The following is a 26,423-nucleotide window of genomic DNA, read 5'->3' as shown; positions in this document are numbered from 1 at the left end:
TGTAATCGCCAGCGCACTCCCCGGGGGTGTATTCCTTGTCGACGTCGCGGTTCAACAGATTTCACCCATCATAACTCTCGATTGCACGGACACGAATGCAAGAGTTCATATAGTATCCATACCGAATCCAGGCCCGTCGACCCTCTTCGAGTTCGGGGTGAATGTCTCCGTCTGCCCGGAGCCATAATCCCGAAAGCCACGACCTTCACCCCGCCTTTAGAAGACCCGACATCCCCTCTTTTTTCCTAAATCAAGCCGTCACGAAGCTCGCCCCGACAAAGTCGGGGCGCAGCGGTGCGTCGCTCATGGACGCGAATTTGAAGGCCTTTCATGGCCCCCGCCATTGTAAAGAAGCGTCGGGCGCACTACACTAGAAAGTACGGTAAACTGTGGACTTGAGCAAAAAAATGCGCCTGCATGCCGGACCTCGCGCCGTGTGGAAGCTGCTTACGTCGCGGACGCTCGCCATCGTAAGCTTCTCCCTCATTACGGGCCTCCTGATTCTTAGCACGGCGCTCCCGAACCCTCTCTACCTGAGCGAGCAGGAGGAAGCACAGCTGCACCCCGTCTGGCTTCGGACAGGGGAAGCGCTCAACACGCAACGCGTGGTGGAAAGCTGGCCGTTCATCGGCCTCTGCCTCTACCTGCTCGTCAACACCGCGCTCTGCAGCATCCAGCGCATCCCCCGCCGGAACCGGGCCCCCGACCGGCCGCCGGAAGAGGCGTTCTCGAAAGCGGTTCCAATAGATATGGAAGACTTCCTCCTGCAGCGGCTTGCGGGGCGGGGGTGGCGCGTCGCCTCCCCGGCTCCGGGGCGGTGGATCGCGAAGCGCGGGCGTTGGGGCTTCTGGGGGTCCACCGTCTTCCACGCCAACCTCCTCATGATTATCGTGGGCGCCATACTTCAGGCCTTGTTCGGGCTTTCGGCCTCGCTGGTCGTGGCCGAGGGGCAGACGGTGCCGCTCGTCCCAGAGTCGCTTCAAAAGGTCGTGAGGAGACCCAGAGTTTTTTTTTGCCTCCAGGCTTGCTCACCCTTGAGCGCTTCGAGGCCGTGTACGAGGAGGAGATTCATCCCGTCGAATACCGGGCGGATTTTCGTTACGACGCCCCGACTCGAGACGCCAAGTGGGTCACCATGAGGGTCAACGAGCCCTGGGCGCTTGAGGGAACCCATTTCATCCTCCACCGCCAGGGGTTCTCGCCGCGCTTTCAGCTCTGGGACGAAAACGAGAATCTCCGCTTCGACCAGTACGTGAACCTGAGCGTGATGGGCTACCGCGAGGACTCCTTCGAGGCGCCCGAGCTGGGGCTGCGCCTCGAGCTGACCTTCTATCCGGATTTTTCGGTGGACGAAGAGGGGCGCGCCGTAAGCCTGACCTCCGCCCTTTCCAATCCCGCCTTCCACGCCCGCATCCTCCGCCGCGGGGAGCTCCTGTACGAGGGGTTCCTGCACCAGGGCCGGAGCGTCGCCTTTCCCTCTCTCCAGCCGGGGCATGACGCGGCGGGGGAATACCGCGTGCTCTTCACCGACGTGCGCCGCTGGGTCAGCCTGCGCGTGGTGCGGGAGTTCGGCCTTTTCCTTCTGTTCGTCTCCTTCTTCGGCGGAACCGCGGCTCTCGGCGTGCGCTTCTGGGACTACGAGCGCCGCCTCTGGATCGAGCGGCGCGGCGGCGAGCTTCTCGTCCGCGGCCACTCGCCCCACTGCCCCGCCCTCTTCAAGGAGGAATTCGAGGAGGAGGCGGAGCGCCTTCTCGAAGCGCCGCGACCGAGCGAGGATTCGCCTTCCCCATGATCATCGCGGAAGGGTCGATTCTCTGGGGCGCAATTGCGGGCTACGCCGTGGCCGCCGCCCTGTTCCTGAGCGGCTGGGTGTTCCACTCGGAGCGCCGCCTCAGGTGGGCGTGGCTGGTGTTTCCGTGGGCCTTCGCCCTCCACACGCTCGCCGTCGCGGTGCGCTGGGCCGCGTCGGGCCACCCTCCAGTGGCGGAGCCGATCGAGCACGCGGCGGCCGGCGCCTGGTTCGCGGGCGTCGTCTACCTCGTCGCCGCCTGGAGGCGCGAGAGCCTGCGCCCGCTCGGACTGGTGGCGGCGGCCGTGGCGCTCATCATGCTGGGCTGCGGCGTGATGGCGGAGAACGAGATACGCCCGCTCGCGCCTCCCTTCCAGAGCAACTGGCTCTGGGTGCACGTGGGGTTCGCGTGGCTTTCGTGGGGCAGCTTCGTGGCGGCGGCGGGCCTGGGCCTTTTCTATCTAATCAAATCCCACCGCGCCCCCCGCGCAGGAGGCTTCCTTCAGCGCCTGCCCGCCCCGGCGCGCATGGAAGACCTCACGTTCCGCTTCATCCTCTTCGGATTCATCGGCCAGGGCCTGATGATCGCGACTGGGGCCATCTGGGCGCACGGGCTGTGGGGCAGTTACTGGTCGTGGGATCCGATCGAGACGTGGTCGCTCATTTCCTGGCTCGTCTACGGCCTCTTTCTTCACTTCCGCCTGATGTTCGGCATGCGGGGCCGGACGGCGGCCTGGTACGCGCTCCTGGCCCTCATTACAAACATCATCTACTTCTGGGGCATAGGGTTTGTTCCCGCGACGCACACGCAGCTTCTGTAGCCTGGTTCTCGCCGCAGCGGCATGCTGGGCCTGCGCCCAGGGCCCGAAAAAGGCGGCGGTGGAGGTAGTGCGCCGCTACAACGACGCCCTCCGCGACGCCTACCTCCGCCCCGACCCAGACCTGGTGGCCCGCTACACGACCCCCGAGGAGCACTCGCGCGTCACCGAATACATCCTCTACCTGCTCAAGCAGGAAAGGCTTCTCAGCTGCGACCTCCACGAGCTCACCGTCGTGGAAACGCGCGTCGAGGACTCCGAGGTCTCGGTCCGGACGAAAGAGCGCTGGACGTGCACGAAGATTTCTTCCGAAACCCGTCTTCCCGCCGAGGAGGAAGAAATTTTTTCCCAGGAAGTGCTCTACCGCCTCGTGCTCCAAGAAGGGCGGTGGGTGATTTCCGAACTCGAGGTTGTATCGCCTCATTCTTCGGTGGACACCACGTGATAAAGTTTCTCGCCTCCCCCCGCCTCTCGGTTTATCTGATGACGGTGCTCCTTGCGGCCATCGCCGTTTTCATGATTCCCTATCAAATCTACGGCGTGCCCTTCGCCACGCTGCGCGGCATCGCTTCGGAGTGGCCTTTCCTTGCGCTCTTTTTCGCGCTGGCGCTCAACAGCGTCTTCTACGTCGGGCGCACCGCCTTCCATCTATGGCACGGCCGGCACGTCCGGGTGGCCGGAGTCCCCGCGCTACCGACGGTGCTTGCGCTGCGGATGCCCCCGGAGCGCGCCGAGCGCGTGAAGACCGCGCTCCGGGCCAGCCTGCGGCGGCGGGGCTACCGCGTCCGAAGCACGGAAGACGGCTTCCACGCGGCCGTCGGGGAGCGCAGCCTGTGGGGCACGCTCGTTTTCCACACCGTCTTCCTGCTCATCGTGCTGGCCTATCTCGTCGAGCTCGCCAGCCCCTTCCACGGGGAGGTGGTTCTCACGGAGGGGCAGGCCTTCCGCGGCGCTCCGGAAGAGTACCTGTTTCCGAAAGATTCTCCCGCCGAGTCGTACCCGCGCGTCTCGTTCAAGCTCGAAAAGGTTATTCCCCGGTTCTGGAAGGATAATTTTCTCTTCACCGACCTGTACGCGCGCGTGGCTTATCCCGCTGAGACGCTCGCCAGTGAAAAGCGCATGTGGATAAACACGCCGCTCTTCCACGAGGGGGCCATCGTGGCGCTTCGCGGCTTCGGCTACGCGCCGGAATGCGTCGTGACGGACGAGGCGGGGCGGGAAATTTATCGCTCCTACATGAACCTCTCCATCGTTCCCGCCGGCCTGTGGGACGCGTTCCCCCTCGGCGAGCTTCCCTACGAGTGCGCCGTCCAGGTGTTTCCGGACCACGCCGTGAAGGGGGAAGACGTGTTCACGCTGACCCACAATCTGAAAAATCCTCTCTACAAGGTTCAAATCCAGAGAAACTCCCCGCCGCCGCCGCGGGAGGCGTTCCGGGGCCTCGTGCGGCCCGGAGAGACCGTCCGGTTCGATCAATACTCCCTTCGCTTTCCCGACATCCGCTACTACGGCCACTTCCGCATTCAGCGCACCCGCGGCTACATCCTGGTTTTTTCCGGCTACGCGGTGGCGCTCGCGGGCCTCGCCGTACGCCTCGTGCGGCACCAGCGCAGCGTCGCGGCGCGGACGGAGCTGGCGTCCTCCCTGCCCGGCGGCGGAGCGGTTCTCATCGTGGGCGCGCACAGCCCGCTCTTTCCAAAAACCTTCGGCTCCCGTGTCGTCCGCCGGGCGCTGAAGCTGGCGCGCGGAGCGCTCAGCGCATGACCGGCCCGGAAGCGTTGCTGTGGGGACTGACGCTTGCGGCGCACGTCGCGGCGGGGCTGTGGCCCGCGCGCGGGAGGGCCCTCGCGCGGGGAATGCTATTTGTCGCCGCGGCCCTTCTCGCCACCGCCACGGTCTCGGTGCGGTGGGCCGGAGTCGGACACGCGCCCGTGTTCGGGACCTACGAGAACTCCCTCGCCGCCGTCTGGGTGCTCTCCATCGGGTGGGTCGTCCTGTTCCGGCTGGACGCCGCGCTCCGGGACGTGTGCCGCGCCGGCGCGTGGCTCAACGCCGCCCTCCTGCTCTGGGGCGTCTCCTTCAACACCCGGAGAATTCCGCTAACGATCTCGGAGCAGAGCCTGTGGGCCGAGTTCCACGCGCTCTTCGCCTGGGTGGCGTTCTGGGGCCTGTCCGTGGCGTTCCTCAACGCCGGCCGCGCCCTCGTCCGCCGCGGCGCCGCGCCTCCGGAAAAGCAGGCGCGGACGGACGAGAAGACGCTGGCGTGGCTTCTTTTCGCCTTCGCCGCGCTTTCCATTGCAACTGCGCTCGGCTCGATCTACGAGTTCCAGCTCATCGGCCGGTGGTGGAGCTGGGACATAATAGAGACCACGACGGTGTGCTCCTGGCTCGCGATGGGGCTCGCCGTTCACATGCGAATATTCCACCGCTGGGGCGGCCGCCGCCTGGCGTGGCTTCTTGCACTGGCCTACGCGTTTTTCCTGTTTGCGGCCTGGGGCATCGCGCTCCTCCCCAACCGGAGCGCGTTTCACTTTTTCGAGGTGGGATTCTGAGGGATAATGTTCACCACATAAGGAGACACTCATGCCGATGAATGCACTTATCACGGGCGGAAGCCGCGGACTAGGAAAGGCCGTAGCCCTCGAGCTCGCCGACGCGGGGTACGACCTTCTGCTCGTGGCCAAAACCCCCAAGAATCTCGACGCGGCCTCGCGCGAGATCAAATCGCGCTCGAAGTCCCGCGTCGAATGCTTCGCGTGCGACCTCGCGGACGCCGGGGTGTTTTCCGAATTGGCGGAGTTTGCGAAAAAAAACGACATCATGCCGAACGTCCTCGTGCTGAGCGCGGGCGTTTTGATCGAGAAAGATCTCGCCGCCGCGACGCCTTCCGATTTCCAGAAGGCGTTCGAAGTCGATTTCATGTCCGCCTACCACTGCGTCCAGGGCTTCATCCCTCACTTGCGGGAAACGCCCAATTCCAGGGTGGTATTCATAGGCTCCACGGCCGCGCACGGGCCGTTTAAAGAGAACCCGTTGTGCGGCATCGCCAAGTGGGCGCTGCGCGGCTACGCCGTCAATTTGCGCGAGGAGTTGATGAACGACGGGATATCCGTAACCTACATATCGCCCGGCGACGCCCTGACGGACCAGTGGGCGGGGGTAACCTTCCCCGAAGGCCGCCTGTTGGATCCGGCGGACATCGGAAAACTCGTTCGCACCGTGGTAAGCCTCAGCCCCCAAGCCGTGGTCGAAGAAATAATCGTTCGTCCAATGCTCGGCGATATCGAGGAGTATTAACCGCCAGGCCCGTCCCGCCATTCGAGACGGAAGACCGCCTTCCATCCGTTTACCATAAAGGACGCGGCCCGGGAATAAAAAAGGAACGCATGCATGACGAACAGCGTCATATCGCTGCGCCACCTAGTGAGGCGCTTTTGGAAAAAAGTCGCCTTCACATGGCTGCTTGTTACTTTTGAAGGCATTCTGATTCTGCTCTTTCCCCTCGTGATCGGCTGGGCCGTGGACGACCTGCTCGAACAACGCTGGGCCGGAATCGTCCAGCTGGGGTTCCTCTGCGTGATCACGCTGCTCATCGGCGCCGGGCGGCGGTTCTACGACACAAGGATTTATTCCGGCATCTACAGGGTCGTCAGCAATGAGCTGGTGCACCGCGAGAAGGAACGGCAGTCCACGACCTCCACAATTTCCGCCCGGACCAATCTGTTCACCGAGTTCATCGAATTCCTGGAACACGCCCTGCCGGGCATTATTAACAACGTCATCGGGTTTGCGGGAACCGTGGTCATCATTTTCTTTATTAATACGGAAGTTTTCCTGGCCTGCCTTGCGGGCACGGCCGCGGTCGCTGCGATATACGCGCTCAGCGAGAAGAAGATTTTTTTCATAAACAGGAAGCAGAACGACGAGTTCGAGCGCCAGGTCGACGTTATCGTCGAAAACGATCCCAAGGAGATAGACTCCCACTTCCGGGGCATCGCGAAGTGGTACGTCAAGCTCTCCGACCTGGAAACGAGGAATTTCTCGCTGACATGGCTGGTTCTCTCCGCGGTGTTGCTTTTTTCGATTGTGGCCGCCGTGAGCACGGAAGGGGCGAGCTACGGGCAGACGCTGTCCATCATCATGTACGTCTTCGGCTTTATGGAAAGCATCGAGGCGTTCCCGGAGTACTACCAGGAAATGATCAGGCTGCGGGAAATCACAAACCGGTTGGGCTGACGGCCGCTTCATCCTGCGAGCGCGGCGCGTGCGTAGCGGTTTGAGGCGGGGAAAATGTAGGGGCGGGGTTACCCCGCCCACCTGCAGGGGCACAGCGCGATGTGCCCCTACAAAAAAGCGGCAAAAGCGGCAGATTAGGCAAATTTTACCCGCCTCCGGCGGGCCGGCAATCTGCCATAGGCGGATAAAAATGCTTGACAAATCGCCGGGGAGGCATAAACGTTGGAAGACGTATGTCGTATTACATGATATGGTATGCCGCATGAAGAATTCACCGAAGTTGGAAATCAAGGCGAAAAGAAGCCCCTTCCAAGGAATTACAAAACGAACCTACGAAGTGCTCGAAAACAAAGGATTTTTCAATTTCAGCATAGGAACGAACCTACGGAGTGCTCATGAACAAAGGATCTCTTGGAAGCAAACCCATACTAAAGTTTGGGCTTGTCGGGGCAAGCGCCGGGGCAGGCCTTGACAACCTTCCGGCGCTGTGCTATCTTGGCCTTCAACTTGACAACGTTCCAACTTGGCATGACGATAAACACACAAACGAAGGGATAAGAAACCGATGAACCGAACCCTGTTTCAATACGCAGCACTGGGAATTATTGCAGCATTTCTGGCCGCGGCATGCGGGATAGTCGTCGCGCAGATCGAAGAGCCGGCCCTCGAGGAAACGGCTCCGGCAGAGGAAGGTGTTCCTGGAGAGGAAGGCGTCCCGGGTGAGGAAGGCGTCCCGGGTGAGGAAGGCGTTCCCGGGGAGGAAGGCGCCCCGGGAGAGGAAGCCGCTCCCGCCGAGGAAGCCGCTCCTGAGGAAGCGCCCCCCGCCGAGGAAAAGCCGAGTTTCATCGGCAGGGCAGGCACTTTCTTCAAGAAGGGCGGGCCGTTCATGTATCCGCTTCTTATTGCGTCCCTCGTAGGGCTTGCGTTCATCCTTGAGCGTGCGTGGGCCTACAAGCAGGCCGCGCTCAATGCGGTCGAGTTCATCAACCGCACCCGCGACGCGCTCCTCAAGGGCGGAGTCAAGGCGGCCATGGCCATCTGCGAGGAGGAAGCTTACGCCGGGCGGCCCGTCGCAAACGTGGTCAAGGGCGCACTTTTGAAGTTCGACGACCCCGTGGAGGAGATCGAAAAAACGCTCGAGAACAGCGCGGTCCTTGAGGTGGGCAGACTGGAAAAGTTTCTGTGGATTCTGGCGACCGTCGCGAACGTCGCCCCCATCGTAGGCTTCCTGGGCACCGTGTCGGGCATGATCAACTCCTTCGACAAAATCGCCCAGTACGGCCTTTCGAATCCCAACCTCGTGGCCGCAGGTATTTCCGAGGCCCTCATCACGACCGCATCGGGTCTTACTATCGCGATGTTCGCGCAGCCGTTCTACAACTTCTACGCCGTCATCGTGACGCGCTTCATACGCGAGATGGAGGCGTCGTCGAACGTGCTCCTCGAAACGCACGCCGAAATACGCAAGGCATAGGAAGACGCGATGGCTTTCCGTATCCATAAACGCGCGGTTCCGCCCGTCATCCCGACGTGCTCGATGGCCGACATCGCGTTTCTTCTGATCGTCTTCTTCATGGTCACGACGACGTTCCAGGTGGACCGCACTCAGGTTGATCCTCCAAAAACGGTGGAACGCTACGAGGTTGTGCGCGGCTCGGCTTACATCGTGCTTTCATACGACGGCGATGTGTATTTCACGGCTGGTGAGGAGACCAGCGAGCCGATCAGCGGCATCGAAGACCTCCCATACTTCATCATGAACGTCACGTCCGTCAACGCGGCCCATCCTTTCGTCATCAAGGCCGACTATAACGTGAAGTACGATCGCATCGACCGCGTCATCGAGATGCTCAAGGAAGCCGAGGCGCGGAACATCTATTTCCTCTCCGCCCAGAAAACCGTGGAAGACGTCAGGAGCTGACCCCATGCGCTTCAGGAAGAAAGGATTCGTTTCCCCTGAAATTCCCACGGCCTCGATGGCCGACATCGCGTTCCTTCTGATTGTCTTCTTCATGGTGACCGCCGTGTTCAGCATCACCCGCGGCCTCGACTACGAGCTCCCCAAAAAGGAGGAGGTGCCGAAGGCCATCGAGCGCGAGGAGGCGGTCTACATCAAGGTGTTCCCGGACGGAAGCTACGAAGTGGACCGCCGCCCCATGGAGCTCAAGGACCTGCTGGGGTACCTGGCGCCCAAGCTCACGGAAGGCATCGGCTGGCCCGATAAGCCCGTGATGATCCACACCGACCCCATGGCGGACTACGGGGCTATGCTCGCGGCCTACGACACCCTGCGCACGGCGAAGGAGGAGAGCCACGGCTTCTGGGTGCGGAAAATTTCGATTCCCTCCCTGGCGGAGCTTTACGAGATCCAGCAAGTGCTGGGGGAGTTTTAAGCCATGGCGGACGAAGAGAAATCCGGTAACACTTCCCGGCCGGCGGCCGAAGGCAAAGAGTCGCCTTCCTCGAAGGTAGACCTTAATCTCCTCCTCGCGATCGACCCCAAGGCGCCCAACCGCATCAAGCGCGTTACCATCGTCGCCGTCCTGTTCCATCTTCTGCTCCCCTTGTTCTTCCTCATTGAGAGTAAAGAAGTGGTTATGGAAAAGAAGCTGGTCAAAAAGGCCGTGATGAAGGTCCTCAGGATCGTTCCCCCGCCCAAGATTCCCCCTCCTCCCGCAAAGAAGGAGAAGAAAGTTCGCGTGATCGTTCCCGACCCCACGCCGGACGAGCCGGAGCCCATCCGCGAGCCGGAGCCTCCGGAAATTATCATCCCGCCGGGCGTGGAGGTCATGATCGGCATTCCCGACGGGCCGCCCGCGCCCGTCGGCGCCCTCGTCGCGGGCATGGCAGGCACCACGCCACCGAAGTGCGTTTACCGCGTCGAGCCGGATTACCCCGACGAGGCCAAGCGGGTGGGCCTGGAGGGCAATGTCTTCCTGAATGTTACCGTTGACGAAAGGGGAAACGTCGCCGATGTGGTAGTCGTCCAAGGAGGACCGCTCGGGATGACCGAAGAGGCCGTCGAGGCCGTCTGGAAGTGGAAGTACGAGCCCAGCACCCTTCACGGCAGGCCCATCAGCTTGCAGTTCAATGTGATCGTTCGGTTCACGCTCCAGTAGAAATCCAGTAGAAATCCCGCCCGCTGCCGCGCCTAGGCGCGGAGGCGCTCCACGCAGTGCTTGAGAATCCGCATCGCCTCAAGCACCTCCTCCCTCGTCGTGCTCTTGAGGGGTGCAAGGACAAGCGAGCTCTTGATGCGCTCGGGCGGAAGCCCCATGGCCTGAAGCACATGCGAGGGCTTTCCAATCTCAGAGGAGCACACCGAGCCGCTCGAGGCCGTGACGCCCTCTTCGTTCAGCAGAACGAGAAGCGCCTCACCGTCCACCCCTTCCACACAGAAGCTCTCGTGGCCGGGCAGGCGCTCCACGGGGTGACCCGTTAACGAGAGGCCGTCGAGGGATTGGAGCACCGCGCGGATTTCCCGCGCGAGTGATCCGAGGTGCGTGCCGCGCGAGTCCGCCTCCTCGCGCGCGAGGCGCGCCGCCTCCCCCAGGCCAGCGCAGCCAGCCACGTTCGGCGTCCCGGCGCGAAGGCCCTCTTCCTGGGCTCCGCCCTCGACGAGAGGCAGAAGGGAGAGGCCCTCCCGCCTGAAGAGCGCGCCCGCGCCCTTCGGCCCGTAGAAGTAGTGCGCCGAAAGGCTCAGAAGGTCGATGTTCATCTCACGGACATCGAGCGGAACGTGCCCGGCCGCATGGGTTGCGTCCACGAAAAAGGCGGCGCCGGCCTCGCGCGCGATTCGTCCCACACCGACGAGGGGCTCGAGCGTGCCCGCCTCGCCGCTTGCAGCCACCAGCGCCACGAGCGCCGCTTTCTCCCGCCGCAGCGTTTTCTGAACCTCGTCCGGATTCACCCGCCCCTCGGAGTCGACCGAAAGCCACGAGACGTCGAAGCCCTCGCGGCGCATGCGCTCGAGGGGGTGCCGGACGTGCAGGTTCTCGACGGGGGAAGCAAGGACGCGCCGCCCGGCGACGCGCGGGTGGCGCAGCAGGCCCTTGATCGCCCAGTTCGAGGCCTCCGCGCCGCCCGAGGTGAAGAAGATCTCCTCTGCCTTGCTTCCAACGAGCGCCGAGACGTCGGCGCGCGCCTTCTCAAGCGCAGCGGCCGGAGCGTCGCCCGCGCGGCCGAGGTTCGAGGGACTCCCCCAGTGCTCGCGCAGGTAGGGCTCCATGGTGCGAAAGACGCGCTCGTCGAGCGGCGTGGTCGTGATGCGGTCAAGGTAAATCACGAATAAACCCCTTTCGGGCGAAGGCCGATCCCGGCCGGCGGCTGAGCTACGGCACGCTGCTCCCCTAGACCGCCATCCCCTCGTAGGCGAAGGAAATTCCTTTCTCGAGGGCCTGCGCCGTGCGGAAGAGCGTGGCCTCCTGAAACGCGGGCGCCACGAGTTGAACTCCCAGTGGCAGACCTTCCGAGGTCTTGCCGCAAGGCATCGAAAGCCCCGGCAGGCCGCCAAGGTTGATCGAGACGGTGAAGATGTCGCAGAGGTACATCTGGAGGGGGTCGTCGATGTTTTCCCCGAGGCGGAACGCCGGCGTGGGCGTCGAGGGAAGAAGCAGCACACGCACGCGCTCGAACTTCTCGTTGAAATCGTTCGCGATGAGGCGCCGCCCCCGCTGCGCGCGGGCGTAGTAAGCGTCGTAGTACCCGGCGCTCAGCGCGTAGGTGCCGAGCATGATGCGGCGCTTCACCTCGGGGCCGAACCCCTCGCTCCGGGAGCGGACGTAGAGCTCCTCGACGTTTCCCGCCTCCGGGGCGCGGCGGCCGTAGCGCACCCCGTCGTAGCGGGCGAGGTTCGAGCTCGCCTCCGACGTGCAAAGAAGATAGTAGGTCGGAATCGCGTAGGAGATGGAAGGAAGCGAAAGGCGCTCCACGCGCGCGCCCAGGCCGCCGAGGATCTCCGCGGCCCGCTCGATGCCCTGCCGCACCTCCGGGGCCACGCCCTCGCCGAAGCCCTCCTCGACGAGGCCAACCTTGAGGTCCTTCACGCCCCGGTCGATTCCCTCAAGAAAATCCGCCTCGACCTCGACGGACGTGGAATCGCGCGGGTCGCGCCCCGCGACGGCGGCGAGAAGCGTAGCCGCGTCGTGCACGCTCCGTGCGAAGGGGCCGATCTGGTCGAGGGAGGAGGCGAACGCGACCAGCCCGTAGCGCGAGATGCGGCCGTACGTGGGCTTCATGCCGACGACGCCACAGAACGCGGCGGGCTGCCGGATGGAGCCGCCCGTGTCGGAGCCGAGCGCGACCGGCGCGCATCCCGAGGCCACGGCCGCGGCGCTCCCGCCGCTCGAGCCTCCCGTGACTCTTTCCAGATCCCAGGGGTTGTGCGCCGCGCCGAAGGCGCTGTGCTCGGTCGAGGAGCCCATGGCGAACTCGTCCATATTGGTTTTTCCGACGAAGACGGCGCCCGCCTCCTCGGCGCGCGCCACCGAGGTCGCGTTGTAGGGCGGGACGAAATTCTCCAGAATCTTCGAGGCGCACGTCATCCGCACGCCGCGCGTGCAGAGGTTGTCCTTGAGCGCCGTCGGGACGCCGTGAAGCGGTCCGCGCGACTTGCCCGCGCGGAGCTCCTCGTCGAGCGCCCGGGCCCGGGCGAGAGCCTCGTCGCGCATCACCGTGATAAAGGCGTTGAGCTTCGGGTTGACCTCCTCGATTCGCGCGAGCGCCTCCTCCGCCAGGGCGACGCACGTCGTCTCCTTTTTCTGCAGGCGCTCGGAGAGCGTGGCAAGCGGGGTGTTGCTCACGAGGATTCGATGACCTCCGGAACCTTGAACGCGCCGCCCTCCTGCTCGGGCGCGTTTTGAAGCGCCTCCTCGCGCGGGAGCGAGCTTTCCGTCGTATCGTCGCGCGCGGGGCAGACGACGTCGAGGGCGTGCGCGACCGGCTCGAGCCCTTCGAGAGGGGCTTTCTCCAGCACGCGGATGTGTTCGAGAATGGAGGCAAGCTCGCGCGTGAGGCGCTCAAGCTCATCCCCGGAGAGCGCCAGCTTCGCGAGCTTCGCGATGTGCCGAACGTCGTCTTTCGTAACGGCCATGACCCCTCTAGGATAAGCGCAACGGCGCGCAAACGCAACGGGAAAAGGGCCTGGCGTCATGGAAGTGTCCGCCGCGCTCCTCGGCGGATTCGGGGAAAAACCCTACGAGAAGGCGCCTATGCCCGTAAACGCCCTGCCGAGGATGAGGGTGTGAATGTCGTGGGTGCCCTCGTAAGTGATGACCGACTCGAGGTTGCACATGTGCCGCATGACTTGGTACTCGGAAGTGACGAAAGAGCGCAGGCTGCTGTCGCCGCGCCGCTCACGGAATGTCCCTTATTGGATAATGATGTCGTCGCCGAAGCGTTCACTCATGGCCCGGCGGATCTCGTCGCTTGGTTTCTCCTGATCCACGAGCGCCTGCAGGAGCGCCTTGGCGTCACGCTGGCCGGGCACTTTCGCGCAGTTGCATTCGATGAGCATGTGACCGCATCTGCAAGGGCAACGGAACTCGGTGGCGAGCACCTTCGAGCGCTGGCTCAGCTTCACCGGCGGCAAAGGCTCCGCAGGAGGCGTCACTTTGGGCGTGACCTGTATGGTACTATCGGTCGTAAGCGGCTGCGTTGCCGTGGGGTCGGCCGGAGAGGTTATCACTTCATCCAGCACCTCTTCCTCCGGCTGCCCGTGGTACTTCTGAACGACGATGATGCCGATCACGATGCCCACCACCAGAACGGCCACGAGGTTGATAATTTGGTACACACGTTCTTTCTTGGGATCCGCCATCAGAAATTCCTTTCGTTTTTAAGGTCGTGTTTCCCCATAGAATAGAAGAGCCTGGGCGTCTTGTCAACTCGAAGCGCGCCGCGATGCGGGCGGGAGGGCGGAATACTACTTGGACGGACGTGAACGCCGTCGTGAGCGCTTGCGCGGCGCGGATTTTTTCGCGGGCGAAAGGCTTTTTCGCCTGAGCGTGTTGCGGTGAATGCCCAAGGATTTCGCCGCGGCGGAGCGGCTGCCGTTGGCATGCTTCAGGGCCATCGCAATGTACTTGCGCTCGAAGTCTCGCACCGCCTCGTCGAGTTTAACGCCGTTTTCAATCATCTCCGAGACAATTCTCTCAAGCCGCTCTTTCAGCGACGGCATACCGATGGCACTCCTATTTCCCGAACGAGATACACCAGCCGCCTCCCTTCACGGGCGATTATGTGCTACCATGGTTGCGCCCCCACCGAAAGTAGTCTACGGAACGGCTGGCAAAAGTCAAGAGGCAATTCAGTGGATTCGAAAGAGACACTGCGCAAGCGCTTCCGCACCGCCCGCCAACGCCTCGAGGATACCGAGCGTCGGCGGCTTAACGCCGAGATTTTCGACCGCGTCGAGCGCTTTCCACTGGTTCAACGCGCCGCGAGTCTGCATCTCTATCTTTCCATGGCCGAGGAGGTCGAAACGCGCTCGATTCTGCGCGGCGCCCTTTCGCGGGGCAAGCGCGTGTCCGTGCCGGCGGTGGACGCCTCGAGCGATGCGCTGCTTGCGTGCGAGCTCACGTCCCCGGACGATCCCATGGAGCGCGACCCGTTCGGCATCGAGGCGCCCCGCGAGCGCCGCCCCGTCGATTCGGAATCTCTCGAGCTAGTCCTCGTGCCCGGAGTCGCGTTCGACTCCCGCGGCTTCCGACTCGGTTTCGGCCGCGGCTACTACGACCGCTTCTTGAAGAATCTCGCCGCCGCCCGCGCGGGGCTGGCCTACGAATGCCAGATTCTCGACGCGCCGCTTCCCGCTTCCCCAGACGACGTGCCGATGGATTTCGTCATCACGGAGCGCCGCGTCATCGCGCGGTGCAACGGGGCGGAGGAATTTCTTCTTCCCGCGGAACAGAAGCGCCTGCTCGGCGCCGCGCGCGGTGCCGTCGAACAATGGCTTGAACGGAGCGGGGGCGGCCGGACCGTGAAGGAAACGCCGCCTCTTTCGGCGAAGCGCGGCGCCTTCGTGACGCTTCGCGTGGACGGCGAACTGCGCGGCTGCATCGGTTACATCCAACCCACGCGGCCCCTCGCCGAGGTTGTTTCCCAATGCGCCCGCATGGCCGCGAGCGAGGACCTCCGCTTCGAGCCGCTTCGGGCCGAAGAGTTGCCTCGCCTGCACGTCGAGATTTCGGTCCTCTCGTCCCCCCGCCCCCTTTCCCGCCCCGAAGACGTCGACATCGGCCGGCACGGTCTTATCGTGGAACAGGGGGCGAGGCGGGGGCTTCTCCTTCCCCAGGTGGCGGTGGAGCACGCGATGGAGCGCGAGGAATTTCTGGAGCATACCTGCCTCAAGGCCGGCCTCTCGCCCGGCTCGTGGAAGGAGCCCGAGACGAAAATCGAGACGTTCACGGCGCAGGTCTTCGGTGAAGTGGCCGCCGGGGGTCATGGCCTGAAGCGCTTCCCGTTTTGACCCGAGAAAGCTGAGGAAAAATCGTCTGCGGCGCCTCCGTCGTGTATAATCATCCCTGATGGAAGGACGAGGACAGCGCTTCATCTTCTACGGCATCGTCGCGGGGGTGCTCGCGGGAGGTCTCTGCGGCTGGATCTTCGGCGAGCCCATGGCGCGCGTCAAGTTCCTGGGCGAGCTTTTCCTGCACGCGCTGTTTCTCCTCATCGTGCCCCTCGTCTTTTTCTCGATGATCGCGGGCATCGCATCGCTCGGGGACGTGAGAAAAATCGGCCGCACGGGCGGCGCGGCGCTCACCTACTACGCACTCACGACGCTTGCGGCGGTTTTCGTGGGCCTTCTCCTGGTGAACGTCATTCAACCCGGCCGTGGCTTTCAAGAGCATGCCGCAGCCCTGACCGACCCCGCCTTGGCTTCCCGCATCGAAGAGAGCATGGGCAAAACGCCCGCGGACGCTCTCAAGGACATCCTGTTCTCGATCTTTCCAAAAAACATTCTCGACGCGGCGGCACGGCAGCAAATCCTTCCCCTAATTGTGTTCGCCCTCGTGTTCGGGGGCGTGCTCACGACGCTCGGGAAGGCGGGAAAACCGGTGCTCGATTTCTGCCTCGGCGCGAACGAGGCCGTCATGGTTATGGTGCGCCTCGTGATGTACGCTGCGCCGGTGGGCATCTTCGGCCTCGTGGCGGGGCGCCTGGGAGAGCAGGGAGGCGGTGCGGCCGTCGGGCGCGAGCTCGCAGCCGTCGGGTGGTACGCCTCGACGGTTCTCCTCGGGCTCGCCGTGCACGCGCTCGTGGTGCTTCCGCTCCTTCTGTACTTTCTCGGCCGCCGCGCCCCGCACCGCTACGCGGCGGGGGTGGCGCCGGCGCTGCTTACGGCCTTTTCGACCGCGTCGAGCTCGGCGACGCTTCCCGTGACCATCCGCTCCATCACGGAGCGGAACCGGGTGCGCTCCGACGTGGCCACGTTCGTCCTTCCCATCGGGGCCACGGTCAACATGGACGGCACCGGCCTCTACGAGGCAGTCGCGGCCGTGTTCATCGGCCAAGCCTTCGCCGTGGCGGCGGGCATTCACATCGGTTTGGGAGGAATGCTCATTATCGCCGTTACCGCGACGCTTGCCGCCATCGGCGCGGCCGGAATCCCCGAAGCCGGCCTCGTGACGATGCTCATCGTGCTCACGTCGGTGGGCTACCCGCAGGAGGTCATCACCGCGGGCATGGCGAGCATTCTCTCGATCGACTGGCTCCTCGACCGCTGCCGCACCACCGTGAACGTCTGGGGTGACGCCGTCGGGGCCGCCGTGGTCGAACGCTGGGCGCCGCCCTCGTCGCCGGACTCGGAGCCGCATGAAGCAGCTAACTGATGAAATGCTATTCGCCGCGCAGCTTCGCTGCGGAAATTACACCCGTCCCCCGGCCCCGCCGTCGGAAAGAACCTCTAGCCCGAATAGGGAGGCTCGTACTCCTCGCCCTTCTTGATGGGATATTTTTCGCGGTCGGCGTAGTCGGGATGGTCTTCGAAGAATTTTCTGTTCTCTTCGATGTAGTGCTCCCACTGCGGCGGGGTGGCGCTTTCCTCGAAGACGGCGTCCACGGGGCACGCCGGCTCACAGAGGGCGCAGTTGATGCACTCCTCGGGATGGATGTAAAGAATCTTGCCCGCGTCGTAGATGCAGTCCACGGGGCAGACCTCGACGCACGCCGTGTCCTTGGTCCCGAGGCACGGTTCAGCAATAATGTAGGCCATAGCTCATTCTCCTGTTCACAGTTTTTCGCATCGCCAGCCGCTTATTCTATCATGCCATGGTAGAAGACAGAAAAAGAAAAATCAACCAAAATTCCGGCGCGGGCCTTCCATGACCTTTCTCGGCATCGACACCTCGTGCGACGAGACCTCCGCGGCCGTCGTGGAGCGGACGTCCGACGGGACGTGCCTCATCCGCTCGAACGTCGTCTCCTCGCAGATCGACCTGCACGCCCGGTTCGGGGGCGTGGTGCCCGAGATGGCCTCGCGGGCGCACATCGAGCGCATCGGCCCCGTCGTCGAGGCGGCGCTCTCGCAGGCCGGGGCGGGCGTCGACGGCCTCCATGGAGTCGCCGTGACCGCGGGGCCGGGACTCGTGGGCGCCCTCCTCGTGGGCGTTAACTTCGCCAAGGGCCTAGCCTACCAACACGGGCTGCCGCTCGTTTCGGTCCACCACATCCACGGCCACCTCGAGTCGGTTTTCCTCGCGCACCCCGGGCTGGAGAGGGAGCTTCCCTCGCTCGCCCTCGTGGTTTCTGGGGGCCACACGGCGCTCTACACCGTCGAGAACGGCAGACGCTCCGCGCGCCGCTACGCGCGCATCGGCACGACGCGCGACGACGCCGTCGGCGAAGCCTACGACAAGGTTTCCAAGCTCCTGGGGCTCGGCTATCCGGGGGGGCCCATCATCGAAAAGCTGGCGTGCAAGGGAAACGGAAACGCCGTCGAGCTACCGAGGCATCCCAAGATCGGAAAGACCGTGAACTACGATTTCTCCTACAGCGGGCTGAAGAGCGCCGTCGCGCGCTACGTGGCCTCGAAGAACATCGCCCCCGCCTCCTCGCACGAGGAGGCCCTCGAGCGGGGGGACATTTGCGACTTGGCGGCGTCGTTTCAAGAAGCGGCCGTCGAGATGCTCCGGTGGACGGCGAGGCGCGCCGCGAAGCGCATGAAGCCGCGAAGCCTCTCCGTCTCGGGAGGCGTCTCGGTCAACCGATACCTGCGGGAGCGCTTCGCGACGCTGGGCGAGGAGCTCGATGTTCCGGCCTACTTTCCGCCGCGCGAGCTTACGACCGACAACGGCGCCATGATCGCCTACTGCGGCATACTCGGACGACGCAGCGCCCTTTCCCCCGCAAAAGCCCTGGCCCTGAACGCCCGGGCCGACTGGCGGTTCTAGAATGCCCTTTTTTGAAGAAACACGCGATTTTCTTGACAAACCCGGAAATATGCGCTATTCTGTTTTGTTATGGACGTGCAGCCCGCTGGGGCCAACAATTATTTTTGGTGCTGGTATCGCCAGGGCGGGTGGAGTGCGTTCTGACGCCGGTTTAGCGACCCTTGAACGAAACCCGACCCGCCTTGAAGAAGGTGGGTTTTTTATTTGATGTCAGGTAGAAAAGAAATGTTGAGCCTGAAGGCTCTTCGGGAAAAAGCGCAGCGCGGGAACGTCATCCCGATGGTTTTCGAGATGACGTCGGACACGCTGACGCCCGTGGCGGCGTGTCTGCGCCTTGCCCTCCCCCGGCTGGAAAGCCGGGGGTCGGGTCGCGCTAAGACCCCGCACGGCGGAAGCTTTCTTCTTGAGAGCGTCGAGGGCGGTGACCGCCTGGCGCGCTATTCGTTCCTCGGCATCGAGCCCTACGAGACGCTTCGCATCCGGGACGGGCAGGCGTGGCTCGAGCGAGCGGGCGAGTGCCGCGCGCTCACCCCGGAGGGAGCGGGGCCCGAAGGAAATCCCCTGCGCGCGCTCGGGGCGTACCTCTCGCGCTTTCACGCCGTCGAGGACCCCGAGCTTCCCCGCTTCGCGGGCGGCGCCGTGGGCTTCGTGGCCTACGAGGCGATTCGTCATCTGGAAAAAATTCCCGTGCGCCCGCCGCGGAGCGGCGAGGACGAGGCGTGCCTGATGCTTTTCCGCTCCCTCGTCGCCTTCGACCACGTCCGCCACCGCCTTCTCCTTATATCAAACGTCATCACCGACCGTTCCAAGGATTTGCGCCGCGCCCACCGCGAGGCCGGCGACTCGATCGAATCCATGCGCGAACGCCTGCTCCGGCTCGAGGACGGCGCTGTCACCCGCGCGGCCTCCGGCAAGTCCCCGGTGCGTCGGGGCAGAACCCCGCGGATCCCCACCGAGGGTGCGATGGGGCGTGACGCTTTTTGCGAGGGCGTCCGCCGCCTCAAGCGCCACATCCGCGCCGGTGACATTCTCCAGGGCGTCCTGTCGGAACAATTTTCGCTTCCCGTCCGCGCCGAGCCTTTTTCCATCTACCGCGCGCTCCGCACCGTGAACCCATCGCCGTACATGTTCTATCTCAATACGGGCCGCGACGTGGTGCTGGGGGCGTCGCCCGAGATGCTCGTGCGCGTGGAGGGACGCACGCTGGAGACGTGCCCCATCGCCGGCACGCGCCCACGGGGCCGCACGTACGAGGAGGACCGGCGCCTCGAGCGCAACCTGCAGGCGAGCGTCAAGGAGCGCGCCGAGCACCTGATGCTCGTGGATTTGGGGCGAAACGACATCGGGCGCGTCGCGGCCCCGGGAAGCGTCTCCGTGAAAAACTTCATGCACATCGAATACTTCTCCCATGTCATGCACATCGTCACGTCGGTCCAGGGAAGGCTCCGAAAGACGCGCTCGCCCTGGGACGCCTTTTCATCATGTTTTCCCGCGGGCACGGTGACGGGAGCGCCCAAGATTCGCGCGATGGAAATTCTCGCGGACATCGAGCCCGTGCGCCGCGGGCCCTACGCGGGCGCCGTGGTGTATCATGATTTCCAGGGCAACCTCGACTCGGCCATCACCATCCGGAGCCTCCTCGTGAGGCCCTCCTCCCGCTCCGGCGGACGGGAGGCCGTCGTGCAGGCCGGCGCGGGCGTCGTGGCCGATTCGCGCCCCGAGCGCGAATGGCAGGAGGTCTTGAGCAAGTCCGGTGCCATGTTCGAGGCGATTCGACTCGCGGAGAACGCAATATGATCCTTTTGATTGACAATTACGATTCGTTCACCTACAACCTGTACCAGTATCTGTACGAGCTGGGGGGGCGGCTGCGCGTCGTGCGAAACGACAAGGTTACGGTCAAAGAGATTGAGAAGATGCGTCCCGAAAAAATCATCATCTCCCCGGGCCCCGGAACGCCCGACGACGCCGGCGTGAGCGTGGACGTGGTTCGCGCGCTGGGGGCGAAGGTGCCCACCCTGGGCGTCTGCCTCGGACACCAGGCGGTCGGCCGGGCCTACGGCGGCCGCATCACGCGCGCGCGGCGCCTCATGCACGGAAAGACCTCGGAAATCCGCCACGACGGCAAAGGCATTTTCCGGGGCGTCGCGAATCCCTTCACGGCGACGCGCTATCACTCGCTGGTCGTTGCGCGCAAGAGATTTCCCAAAGAGCTTGTGCTCGTCGCCCAGGCCGAGGACGGCACCGTCCAGGCCCTACGCCATAGGAAACATCCCGTGTTCGGCGTGCAGTTCCACCCCGAGTCCATCATGACCACGGAAGGGAAGAAGATTCTAAGAAATTTCCTGGAGGTAACCTCATGAGCGAATTCCGAAAGGCCCTGGAAACGGTGTTTGAGAAAAAGTCGCTCGGGCGCGAGGGCGCGCGCGAGGCGATGGCCTTCCTGATCTCGGGCGAGGCGACGGACGCCCAAATCGGGGCGTTCCTCGGCGCCATGCGCACGAAGGGCGCGACGGCGGAAGAGCTTGCGGGTTTCGTCGAGGGCATGCGCCGCGCCGCCGTGAAGCTCGAGGTTTCCCGCGAGCCCCTCATCGACACGTGCGGCACCGGGGGTGACGGGATGGGGAGCTTCAATTTTTCGACGGCGGCCGCTTTCGTCGCCGCGGGCGCCGGCGTAGCCGTCGCCAAGCACGGAAACCGCGCCGTCTCGAGCCGCTCGGGAAGCGCTGACGTGCTCGAGGCCCTCGGCGTTCCCCTGGACCTTCCGGCGGAACAGGCCAGGGAGGCGCTCGAGCGCCACGGCTTCGCGTTCCTCTTCGCCCCTCTCTACCACCCCGCGATGAAACACGTCGGAAAACCCCGCAAGGAGCTCGGCGTCCGCACCGTGTTCAACCTTCTCGGCCCACTCGCCAATCCGGCCGGCGTGCGCCGCCAGGTCGTGGGCATCTACGATGCCGCGTTCGCAGAAACCTACGCGCGGGTGCTCGGCCTGCTGGGCGCCGAGGCGGCCCTCGTGGTGCACGGCGAGGACGGCATGGACGAGCTCACCCTTGCTGGAAAAACCACCGTCCACCGTCTCGAGGGCGGAAAAGTTTCGCGGGAGGAAGTCTCTCCCGAGGACGTCGGCCTGGCGCGCGCCCCCGCCGAGGCGCTGCGCGGGGGCTCGGCGCAGGAAAACGCAAAAAAACTCGAAGCCGTTCTCCGGGGTGAAGAAAAAGGGCCGCTGCGCGACGGCGCCTTATTCAACGCCGCCGCGGCGCTCTGTGTGGCCGGCGTCGCCAACACTATTAAGGAAGGCGTCGAGGAGGCGCGAAAGAGCGTCGACTCGGGCGGCGCCGCCCGCGTGCTCGAGGCGCTGCGCGGCACCCGCAAGGAGGGCGCCTCATGAGCCAGCCTCTCGTGCAGCGCCGGAGCGTCGTGGACAAGATCGTCGCCGCGACGCGGGCGCGCGTCGAGCGCGAGAAAGAGAAGATTTCTCGCGACGCGCTCCGGACGATGAATCTCGAGCCGCGCCAGCCGCTCGATTTCGCCGCGCCCTTTCGCGAAGACGGCCTGCACGTCATCGCCGAGGTGAAGCTCGCGACGCCCTCCGAGGGGGAAATCGGAAAAAACCTCAACCCCCTCGACGTGGCGAACGCCTATGCCCGGAACGGCGCGGCAGCGATTTCCGTCCTGACGGAGCCGGAATTTTTTCAGGGAAACATAGATTATCTCGCGCGCATACGGAGAGACGTCTCCGTTCCGCTTTTGATGAAGGATTTCTTCGTGGACGACTACCAGGTTACGCAGGCGTGGGTCTACGGGGCCGACTGCGTACTTCTGATTGTATCCGTCCTCGGCCGCGACGGCCTTCACGATTTGCTTCAGGCCGCCAGGGAGTTGGGCCTTTCGGCCCTGGTCGAGGTGCACACGGAGTGGGAGACGGAGACCGCGCTCAAGGAAGGCGCCGTGCTCATCGGTGTCAACAACCGCGACCTGCAGACGCTCAAGACCGATTTGGAAGTTTCAAAGCGCCTGGCGCGCTACGCCGGGCGCGACGGCGTCGTGCTCATAAGCGAGAGCGGCATCCGAACGCGCGAGGAGATGGAGACTTTGCGCGGGCTCGGCTACCGCGGATTCCTCGTGGGAACGCGTTTGATAAAATCCGGTCGGCCCGGCGCGGCGCTTGCCGAGCTCCTTGGAAGGGAGGCTGCGTGATGGTCATTAAGATTTGCGGCGTCACGCGCAAGGAGGACGCGCTCCTTGCGGTGGACCTGGGGGCGTGGGCGGTCGGGTTCAACTTCTACGAGAAAAGCCCGCGCTGCGTGACCGTCGAGCAGGCGGCGAGCATGGCGGCGCGGCTTCCGCTCGGCGTGCGGCGCGTCGGCGTGTTCGTGAACGCCGGGCGCTCCGCCATCGAGCGCACCGTCGTGAGGGCGGGGCTCGACATGATTCAGCTCCACGGCGACGAGCCACCGGACATGTGCCGCAACTGGCCGTGCGAGGTGATAAAAGCTATGCCGCTCAGCTCTGGGGAGGACGCGGAGCGCCTCGCCGCATATAAAGTCTACCTGCATCTTGCTGATTCGGGGACCGGCGACGCCTACGGCGGCACCGGTAAACTCTCCGACTGGAAGCTTGCGGCCGAAGCGGCCGCCAGGCACCGCCTGCTTCTGGCCGGAGGCCTCACGCCGGAGAACGTGGCCGAGGCCGTCCGCGCCGTCCGTCCCTTCGGGGTGGACGTGGCGAGCGGCGTTGAGCGTGAACCGGGCGTCAAGGACGCGAGCAAAATGAAAGCCTTCTTCACCGCCGCGCGCGAAGCGGCCAAGGAGACGAAATCATGAGCGCAAAACAGATCGGCCGCTTCGGGGCCTACGGGGGCCAGTTCGCGCCGGAGACGTTGATGCATCCCCTAAGCGAGCTCATAGAGGCCTACGAGCGCTTTCGCCGGGACAAGGCGTTTAAGGATGAGCTCGCGGCGCTCCTGCGCGAATACGCCGGGCGGCCGACGCCGCTCACGCTCGCCGCGCGCATGGGCGAGGTGCTGGGCGGCCGCGCGAAAATTTACCTCAAGCGCGAGGACCTGGCGCACACCGGCGCGCACAAGATTAACAACACCGTCGGGCAGGTGCTTCTCGCCACGAAGATGTCGAAGCGCCGCGTCATCGCCGAGACGGGCGCGGGACAGCACGGCGTCGCGACGGCCACCGCCGCCGCGCTCTTCGGCCTCGAATGCACCGTCTACATGGGCGAGGTGGACATGGAGCGGCAGGCGCTCAACGTCTTCCGGATGCGCCAGCTCGGCGCCGAGGTCATTCCCGTCTCGGCTGGAAGCCGCACCCTCAAGGACGCCATAAACGAGGCGATGCGCGACTGGGTGACGAACGTCCGGACGACGCATTACGTGCTCGGCTCCGTCCTCGGGCCGCACCCTTACCCCACGATGGTTCGGGATTTCCAGAGCGTCATCGGGCGCGAGACCCGGAAACAAATCCTCAAGGCCGAGGGCCGCCTCCCTGACCTTCTCGTCGCCTGCGTCGGCGGGGGGAGCAACGCCATCGGACTGTTCTATCCGTTCCTGAAAGACAAGAACATCCGCATGGTCGGCGTCGAGGCCGGCGGCCTGGGAATCCCGAGCCTCATGCATGCGGCGCGCTTCGCCGGGGGCTCGCCCGGCGTCCTGCACGGCACCTACACCTACGTGCTCCAGGACGATGCGGGACAGATCCGCGAGACCCACAGCGTCTCCGCGGGACTCGATTACCCGGCCGTAGGGCCGGAGCACTCCTTCCTGTTCGAATCGGGGCGCGTCGAATACACCCACGTCACCGACTCGGAGGCGCTCGACGCCTTCACGCTCCTCGGGCACACGGAAGGCATACTGCCCGCGCTTGAAAGCGCCCACGCCATCGCGTACCTGAAGAAAACGGCTTCCGAGACGAAGCGCGACTCCGTGGTCATCATCAATCTTTCCGGCCGCGGCGACAAGGACGTCGAGACCGTACGCAAGAGTCTGGAGAAGGGCGATGGCCGGTCTTAGAAAACTCTTGGACAAGCTGAAGAACAAGGGCCGCACGGCCTTCATCCCCTATTTCACGGCGGGCGACCCCTCCATGGAATGGACTGATAAATTTCTGAAGACCCTCGCCTCGGCGGGCGCGGACGTCGTCGAGCTGGGCGTTCCGTTCTCCGATCCCATCGCGGACGGCCCGACGAACCAGCGCGCCGCCGAGCGCTCGCTCCGCGCCGGAACGACGCTCGCGGACATTATCGATTTCATCGAGCGCTTCCGCCGGGAGGGGAACAAGACGCCCGTCGTCCTGTTCTCGTACTTCAACCCCATCCTGCAGATGGGCCTCGAAGCGTTCGCCCGCCGCGCCCGGGAGGCCGGCGCGAACGGCGTTCTCGCCGTGGACCTGCCGCCCGAGGAGGCGCGCGAGTACGTGCGGGTGATGAAGGCGCACAAGCTCGACACCATATTCCTGGCCTCGCCCACGACGCCGCCCGAGCGCCTGCGCCTCGTGGACAAGGCCTCCTCCGGGTTCGTCTATTACGTCTCGCGCATGGGCGTCACGGGCGCGAGGGCGAGTCTCTCGGATACGCTCCGCGAAGAGCTCGCGCGCGTCCGCAAGGTGGTCAAGAAGCCAGTGGCCGTTGGCTTCGGCATCTCCACGCCCGAGCAGGCGCGCGAGGTCGCCGCCCGGAGCGACGGCGTCGTCGTGGGAAGCGCTCTCGTCTCGTTCGTCGAGAAGCACCCGCCGGAGCAGGCGCGGGAAAAGATGCGGGAATTGGCGTCGCAGATGGTTGCGGCGATTAGGAAATAATACTCATGGACAAACACAGAAAATGCATTGACCGGGTGGATCATGAGCTTTTGAAGCTCTTCAACGAGCGCGCCCGCGCGGTCGCCGCTATCGGCGAATGGAAGCGCGAGCACGGCGGCGAAATCTACGACCCGGAGCGCGAGGCGAGAATTCTCCGCAAGCTGACCCGCGCGAACCGCGGCCCCCTCGACCGGCGCACGGTGGTGCATCTTTTCGAGCGCATCATCGACGAGTTCCGCGGCTTCGAGCGCGCCGCCGCGGAGCGCCCCAAAGGAAGGAGGCGGCGGAAATGATCGTCGTCATGAAGGAAAGGGCGACGGACCGCCAGACGCGGCAGGTCATCCGCACCGTCGTGAACTGGGGGCTCGACGTGCACCGCTCCACGGGAACGCACCACGTCATCCTGGGCGTGGTGGGCGATTTGAGGAACGTGCCCGTCTCGGTGCTCGAGACGATGCCGGGCGTCGATCGCCTCATCTACATCTCCAAGCGCCCGCGCCGCATCGCCGCACCCCGCCCTACGGTGAAGCTCTCGAAGCCTCTCTCCGTCTCCATCGTGGGCCTCGGGCTCATGGGAGGCTCGCTCGCGAAAGCGCTCCGCGCGCAGTGGCCGGGCGCCACCGTCGTGGGCTACGTGCGCCCGAAGCCAGGGCGAAAAATCCCGCGCGGCATCCTGCGGCGCGTCACCTCGGACCCGCGCGAGGCGGCCTCGGCGGACCTCGTCGTCTTTGCAACGCCCATCGACGTGACCGTCCGAATGATTCGGGCATGGGCGAAGTGGGCCAAGCCCGGGAGCCTCTGGACCGACATGGGAAGCACGAAGGCCGAGGTGTGCCGCGCCGCGGCAAGCGCCCTGCCCAAGCACGCTACCTTCGTCGGGGGCCACCCCATGACGGGCTCCGAGGAGCGTGGCATCGAACATGCCCGCACCGACCTCTTCGAGGGCACGAAGTGGATTCTCACTCCCGTGCGGGGCAAGCGTCTGCCGCCGCGTGCGCGCATCCTGCGCAAGCTCGCGACCTCGCTCGGGGCGAAGACCATTTTGATGAATCCCCGTGAGCATGACCGGATCGTCGCCGCCACGAGCCACCTGCCCCAGCTTGTTTCGACGGTGCTCGCCGTCACCACGGGGCCGCCCCTGGCCCGAAGCCGGATGGCGCGCCGCCTCGTGGGGCCGGGGCTTCAGGGAATGACGCGCATCGCCTCCTCGCCTCACGCCATTTGGCGGGACATCTTCGCCACGAACCCCAAAGACATCAAGGCGGCCATGAAAATTTTTCTAAAACACCTTAAAGACCTGGAAACGCTCTCGCCGAAGCGAATCGAAGGGGCGTTCCGGCGCGCCCATCGGATGCGCCGAAACCTTAAACGCTAGATCGAAAGGAGA

At 64.5% G+C, this 26,423-nt stretch carries 31 protein-coding genes and 1 pseudogene; 25 read left to right on the top strand and 7 right to left on the bottom strand.

Annotated features, from left to right (window positions below):
* Window positions 1-434: 434 nt before the first annotated feature.
* The 12 genes from JSV08_05760 (at window position 435) to JSV08_05705 (ending at window position 9,962) form a co-directional block, all read left to right on the top strand.
* On the top strand, window positions 435-1,139 hold the full coding sequence (locus JSV08_05760; protein UCF80029.1) for a cytochrome c biogenesis protein ResB: 705 nt from the start codon (window positions 435-437) through the stop codon (window positions 1,137-1,139).
* Window positions 1,025-1,792, top strand: coding sequence for a cytochrome c biogenesis protein ResB (locus JSV08_05755; protein UCF80028.1), 768 nt, complete (start codon window positions 1,025-1,027; stop codon window positions 1,790-1,792). Before JSV08_05760 ends, JSV08_05755 begins: the two co-directional genes overlap by 115 nt.
* Window positions 1,789-2,610 (top strand): cytochrome c biogenesis protein CcsA, encoded by an 822-nt coding sequence (ccsA, locus tag JSV08_05750; GenBank protein ID UCF80027.1) that lies wholly within the window; start codon window positions 1,789-1,791, stop codon window positions 2,608-2,610. The genes JSV08_05755 and ccsA (JSV08_05750) overlap by 4 nt, the downstream gene beginning before the upstream one ends.
* 67 nt (window positions 2,611-2,677) lie before the next feature.
* Window positions 2,678-3,052, top strand: a complete 375-nt coding sequence (locus tag JSV08_05745) for a hypothetical protein (protein ID UCF80026.1) — start codon at window positions 2,678-2,680, stop codon at window positions 3,050-3,052.
* Entirely contained in the window at window positions 3,049-4,371 is a 1,323-nt protein-coding gene (locus JSV08_05740; GenBank protein UCF80025.1) for a cytochrome c biogenesis protein ResB, read from the top strand. Before JSV08_05745 ends, JSV08_05740 begins: the two co-directional genes overlap by 4 nt.
* Window positions 4,368-5,159, top strand: a complete 792-nt coding sequence (gene ccsA / locus JSV08_05735) for a cytochrome c biogenesis protein CcsA (protein UCF80024.1) — start codon at window positions 4,368-4,370, stop codon at window positions 5,157-5,159. Before JSV08_05740 ends, ccsA (JSV08_05735) begins: the two co-directional genes overlap by 4 nt.
* 31 nt (window positions 5,160-5,190) lie before the next feature.
* Window positions 5,191-5,904 (top strand): SDR family oxidoreductase, encoded by a 714-nt coding sequence (locus JSV08_05730; protein UCF80023.1) that lies wholly within the window; start codon window positions 5,191-5,193, stop codon window positions 5,902-5,904.
* Between the two features lie 93 nt (window positions 5,905-5,997).
* Entirely contained in the window at window positions 5,998-6,843 is an 846-nt protein-coding gene (locus tag JSV08_05725) for a hypothetical protein (GenBank protein ID UCF80022.1), read from the top strand.
* Between the two features lie 565 nt (window positions 6,844-7,408).
* Complete coding sequence (locus tag JSV08_05720) at window positions 7,409-8,317, top strand: MotA/TolQ/ExbB proton channel family protein (protein UCF80021.1); 909 nt, start codon at window positions 7,409-7,411, stop codon at window positions 8,315-8,317.
* Window positions 8,318-8,326: 9 nt separating this feature from the next.
* The gene (locus tag JSV08_05715; protein ID UCF80020.1) at window positions 8,327-8,764 is read left to right on the top strand and encodes a biopolymer transporter ExbD; all 438 of its coding nucleotides are present in this window, start codon (window positions 8,327-8,329) and stop codon (window positions 8,762-8,764) included.
* A gap of 4 nt (window positions 8,765-8,768) precedes the next feature.
* The gene (locus tag JSV08_05710) at window positions 8,769-9,236 is read left to right on the top strand and encodes a biopolymer transporter ExbD (protein ID UCF80019.1); all 468 of its coding nucleotides are present in this window, start codon (window positions 8,769-8,771) and stop codon (window positions 9,234-9,236) included.
* Window positions 9,237-9,239: 3 nt separating this feature from the next.
* A complete protein-coding gene (locus JSV08_05705) occupies window positions 9,240-9,962 on the top strand; it encodes an energy transducer TonB (protein UCF80018.1) in 723 nt (240 codons plus the stop codon).
* 32 nt (window positions 9,963-9,994) lie between these two features.
* Here JSV08_05705 and JSV08_05700 read toward each other — a convergent pair whose 3' ends face one another.
* The 6 genes and pseudogenes from JSV08_05700 to JSV08_05675 form a co-directional block, all read right to left on the bottom strand.
* Window positions 9,995-11,128: a cysteine desulfurase gene (locus JSV08_05700; protein UCF80017.1), complete on the bottom strand. Its 1,134-nt coding sequence runs from the start codon at window positions 11,126-11,128 to the stop codon at window positions 9,995-9,997.
* A gap of 64 nt (window positions 11,129-11,192) precedes the next feature.
* Window positions 11,193-12,644, bottom strand: a complete 1,452-nt coding sequence (gene gatA / locus JSV08_05695) for an Asp-tRNA(Asn)/Glu-tRNA(Gln) amidotransferase subunit GatA (GenBank protein ID UCF80016.1) — start codon at window positions 12,642-12,644, stop codon at window positions 11,193-11,195.
* The gene (gene gatC / locus JSV08_05690; GenBank protein UCF80015.1) at window positions 12,641-12,934 is read right to left on the bottom strand and encodes an Asp-tRNA(Asn)/Glu-tRNA(Gln) amidotransferase subunit GatC; all 294 of its coding nucleotides are present in this window, start codon (window positions 12,932-12,934) and stop codon (window positions 12,641-12,643) included. The genes gatA and gatC overlap by 4 nt, the downstream gene beginning before the upstream one ends.
* A gap of 102 nt (window positions 12,935-13,036) precedes the next feature.
* Window positions 13,037-13,165 (bottom strand): annotated as a pseudogene (locus JSV08_05685) (acyl-CoA dehydrogenase).
* A 45-nt stretch (window positions 13,166-13,210) separates the two neighbouring features.
* Window positions 13,211-13,636 carry a cytochrome c-type biogenesis protein CcmH gene (locus JSV08_05680; GenBank protein ID UCF80014.1) on the bottom strand — a complete coding sequence of 142 codons (426 nt, stop codon included), beginning with the start codon at window positions 13,634-13,636 and terminating at the stop codon, window positions 13,211-13,213.
* A 129-nt stretch (window positions 13,637-13,765) separates the two neighbouring features.
* The gene (locus JSV08_05675; protein UCF80013.1) at window positions 13,766-14,020 is read right to left on the bottom strand and encodes a hypothetical protein; all 255 of its coding nucleotides are present in this window, start codon (window positions 14,018-14,020) and stop codon (window positions 13,766-13,768) included.
* Between the two features lie 132 nt (window positions 14,021-14,152).
* On the opposite strand from JSV08_05675, the gene amrA reads away from it, so the two are divergent.
* Window positions 14,153-15,310, top strand: coding sequence for an AmmeMemoRadiSam system protein A (gene amrA / locus JSV08_05670; GenBank protein ID UCF80012.1), 1,158 nt, complete (start codon window positions 14,153-14,155; stop codon window positions 15,308-15,310).
* Between the two features lie 58 nt (window positions 15,311-15,368).
* The gene (locus JSV08_05665) at window positions 15,369-16,673 is read left to right on the top strand and encodes a dicarboxylate/amino acid:cation symporter (protein ID UCF80011.1); all 1,305 of its coding nucleotides are present in this window, start codon (window positions 15,369-15,371) and stop codon (window positions 16,671-16,673) included.
* Window positions 16,674-16,747: 74 nt separating this feature from the next.
* Here the strand turns inward: JSV08_05665 and JSV08_05660 are convergent, their stop codons facing one another.
* A complete protein-coding gene (locus JSV08_05660) occupies window positions 16,748-17,056 on the bottom strand; it encodes a ferredoxin family protein (GenBank protein ID UCF80010.1) in 309 nt (102 codons plus the stop codon).
* Between the two features lie 109 nt (window positions 17,057-17,165).
* Between JSV08_05660 and tsaD the strand changes: the two genes are divergently transcribed.
* The 11 genes from tsaD to JSV08_05605 are packed head-to-tail and all read left to right on the top strand — an operon-like array spanning window position 17,166 to window position 26,411.
* A complete protein-coding gene (gene tsaD, locus JSV08_05655; GenBank protein ID UCF80009.1) occupies window positions 17,166-18,233 on the top strand; it encodes a tRNA (adenosine(37)-N6)-threonylcarbamoyltransferase complex transferase subunit TsaD in 1,068 nt (355 codons plus the stop codon).
* A gap of 1 nt (window position 18,234) precedes the next feature.
* A complete protein-coding gene (locus tag JSV08_05650) occupies window positions 18,235-18,441 on the top strand; it encodes a hypothetical protein (GenBank protein UCF80008.1) in 207 nt (68 codons plus the stop codon).
* A 17-nt stretch (window positions 18,442-18,458) separates the two neighbouring features.
* A complete protein-coding gene (locus tag JSV08_05645; GenBank protein UCF81842.1) occupies window positions 18,459-20,030 on the top strand; it encodes a chorismate-binding protein in 1,572 nt (523 codons plus the stop codon).
* Window positions 20,027-20,596: an aminodeoxychorismate/anthranilate synthase component II gene (locus tag JSV08_05640; GenBank protein ID UCF80007.1), complete on the top strand. Its 570-nt coding sequence runs from the start codon at window positions 20,027-20,029 to the stop codon at window positions 20,594-20,596. The genes JSV08_05645 and JSV08_05640 overlap by 4 nt, the downstream gene beginning before the upstream one ends.
* A complete protein-coding gene (gene trpD / locus JSV08_05635; GenBank protein ID UCF80006.1) occupies window positions 20,593-21,621 on the top strand; it encodes an anthranilate phosphoribosyltransferase in 1,029 nt (342 codons plus the stop codon). The genes JSV08_05640 and trpD overlap by 4 nt, the downstream gene beginning before the upstream one ends.
* Window positions 21,618-22,430: an indole-3-glycerol phosphate synthase TrpC gene (trpC, locus tag JSV08_05630; GenBank protein ID UCF80005.1), complete on the top strand. Its 813-nt coding sequence runs from the start codon at window positions 21,618-21,620 to the stop codon at window positions 22,428-22,430. The genes trpD and trpC overlap by 4 nt, the downstream gene beginning before the upstream one ends.
* Window positions 22,430-23,056, top strand: coding sequence for a phosphoribosylanthranilate isomerase (locus JSV08_05625; protein ID UCF80004.1), 627 nt, complete (start codon window positions 22,430-22,432; stop codon window positions 23,054-23,056). The genes trpC and JSV08_05625 overlap by 1 nt, the downstream gene beginning before the upstream one ends.
* A complete protein-coding gene (gene trpB, locus JSV08_05620) occupies window positions 23,053-24,252 on the top strand; it encodes a tryptophan synthase subunit beta (protein ID UCF80003.1) in 1,200 nt (399 codons plus the stop codon). The genes JSV08_05625 and trpB overlap by 4 nt, the downstream gene beginning before the upstream one ends.
* Complete coding sequence (locus JSV08_05615) at window positions 24,239-25,036, top strand: tryptophan synthase subunit alpha (protein ID UCF80002.1); 798 nt, start codon at window positions 24,239-24,241, stop codon at window positions 25,034-25,036. The genes trpB and JSV08_05615 overlap by 14 nt, the downstream gene beginning before the upstream one ends.
* Window positions 25,036-25,329, top strand: coding sequence for a chorismate mutase (gene pheA / locus JSV08_05610; GenBank protein ID UCF81841.1), 294 nt, complete (start codon window positions 25,036-25,038; stop codon window positions 25,327-25,329). Before JSV08_05615 ends, pheA begins: the two co-directional genes overlap by 1 nt.
* Window positions 25,326-26,411: a prephenate dehydrogenase/arogenate dehydrogenase family protein gene (locus JSV08_05605; protein ID UCF80001.1), complete on the top strand. Its 1,086-nt coding sequence runs from the start codon at window positions 25,326-25,328 to the stop codon at window positions 26,409-26,411. The genes pheA and JSV08_05605 overlap by 4 nt, the downstream gene beginning before the upstream one ends.
* Window positions 26,412-26,423 lie beyond the last annotated feature (12 nt).

This window comes from Acidobacteriota bacterium, from assembly GCA_020349885.1.
GTDB lineage: Bacteria > Acidobacteriota.
Note: the sequence above shows the minus strand (reverse complement) of the source record. Positions and strands in the feature narration are given on the sequence as shown.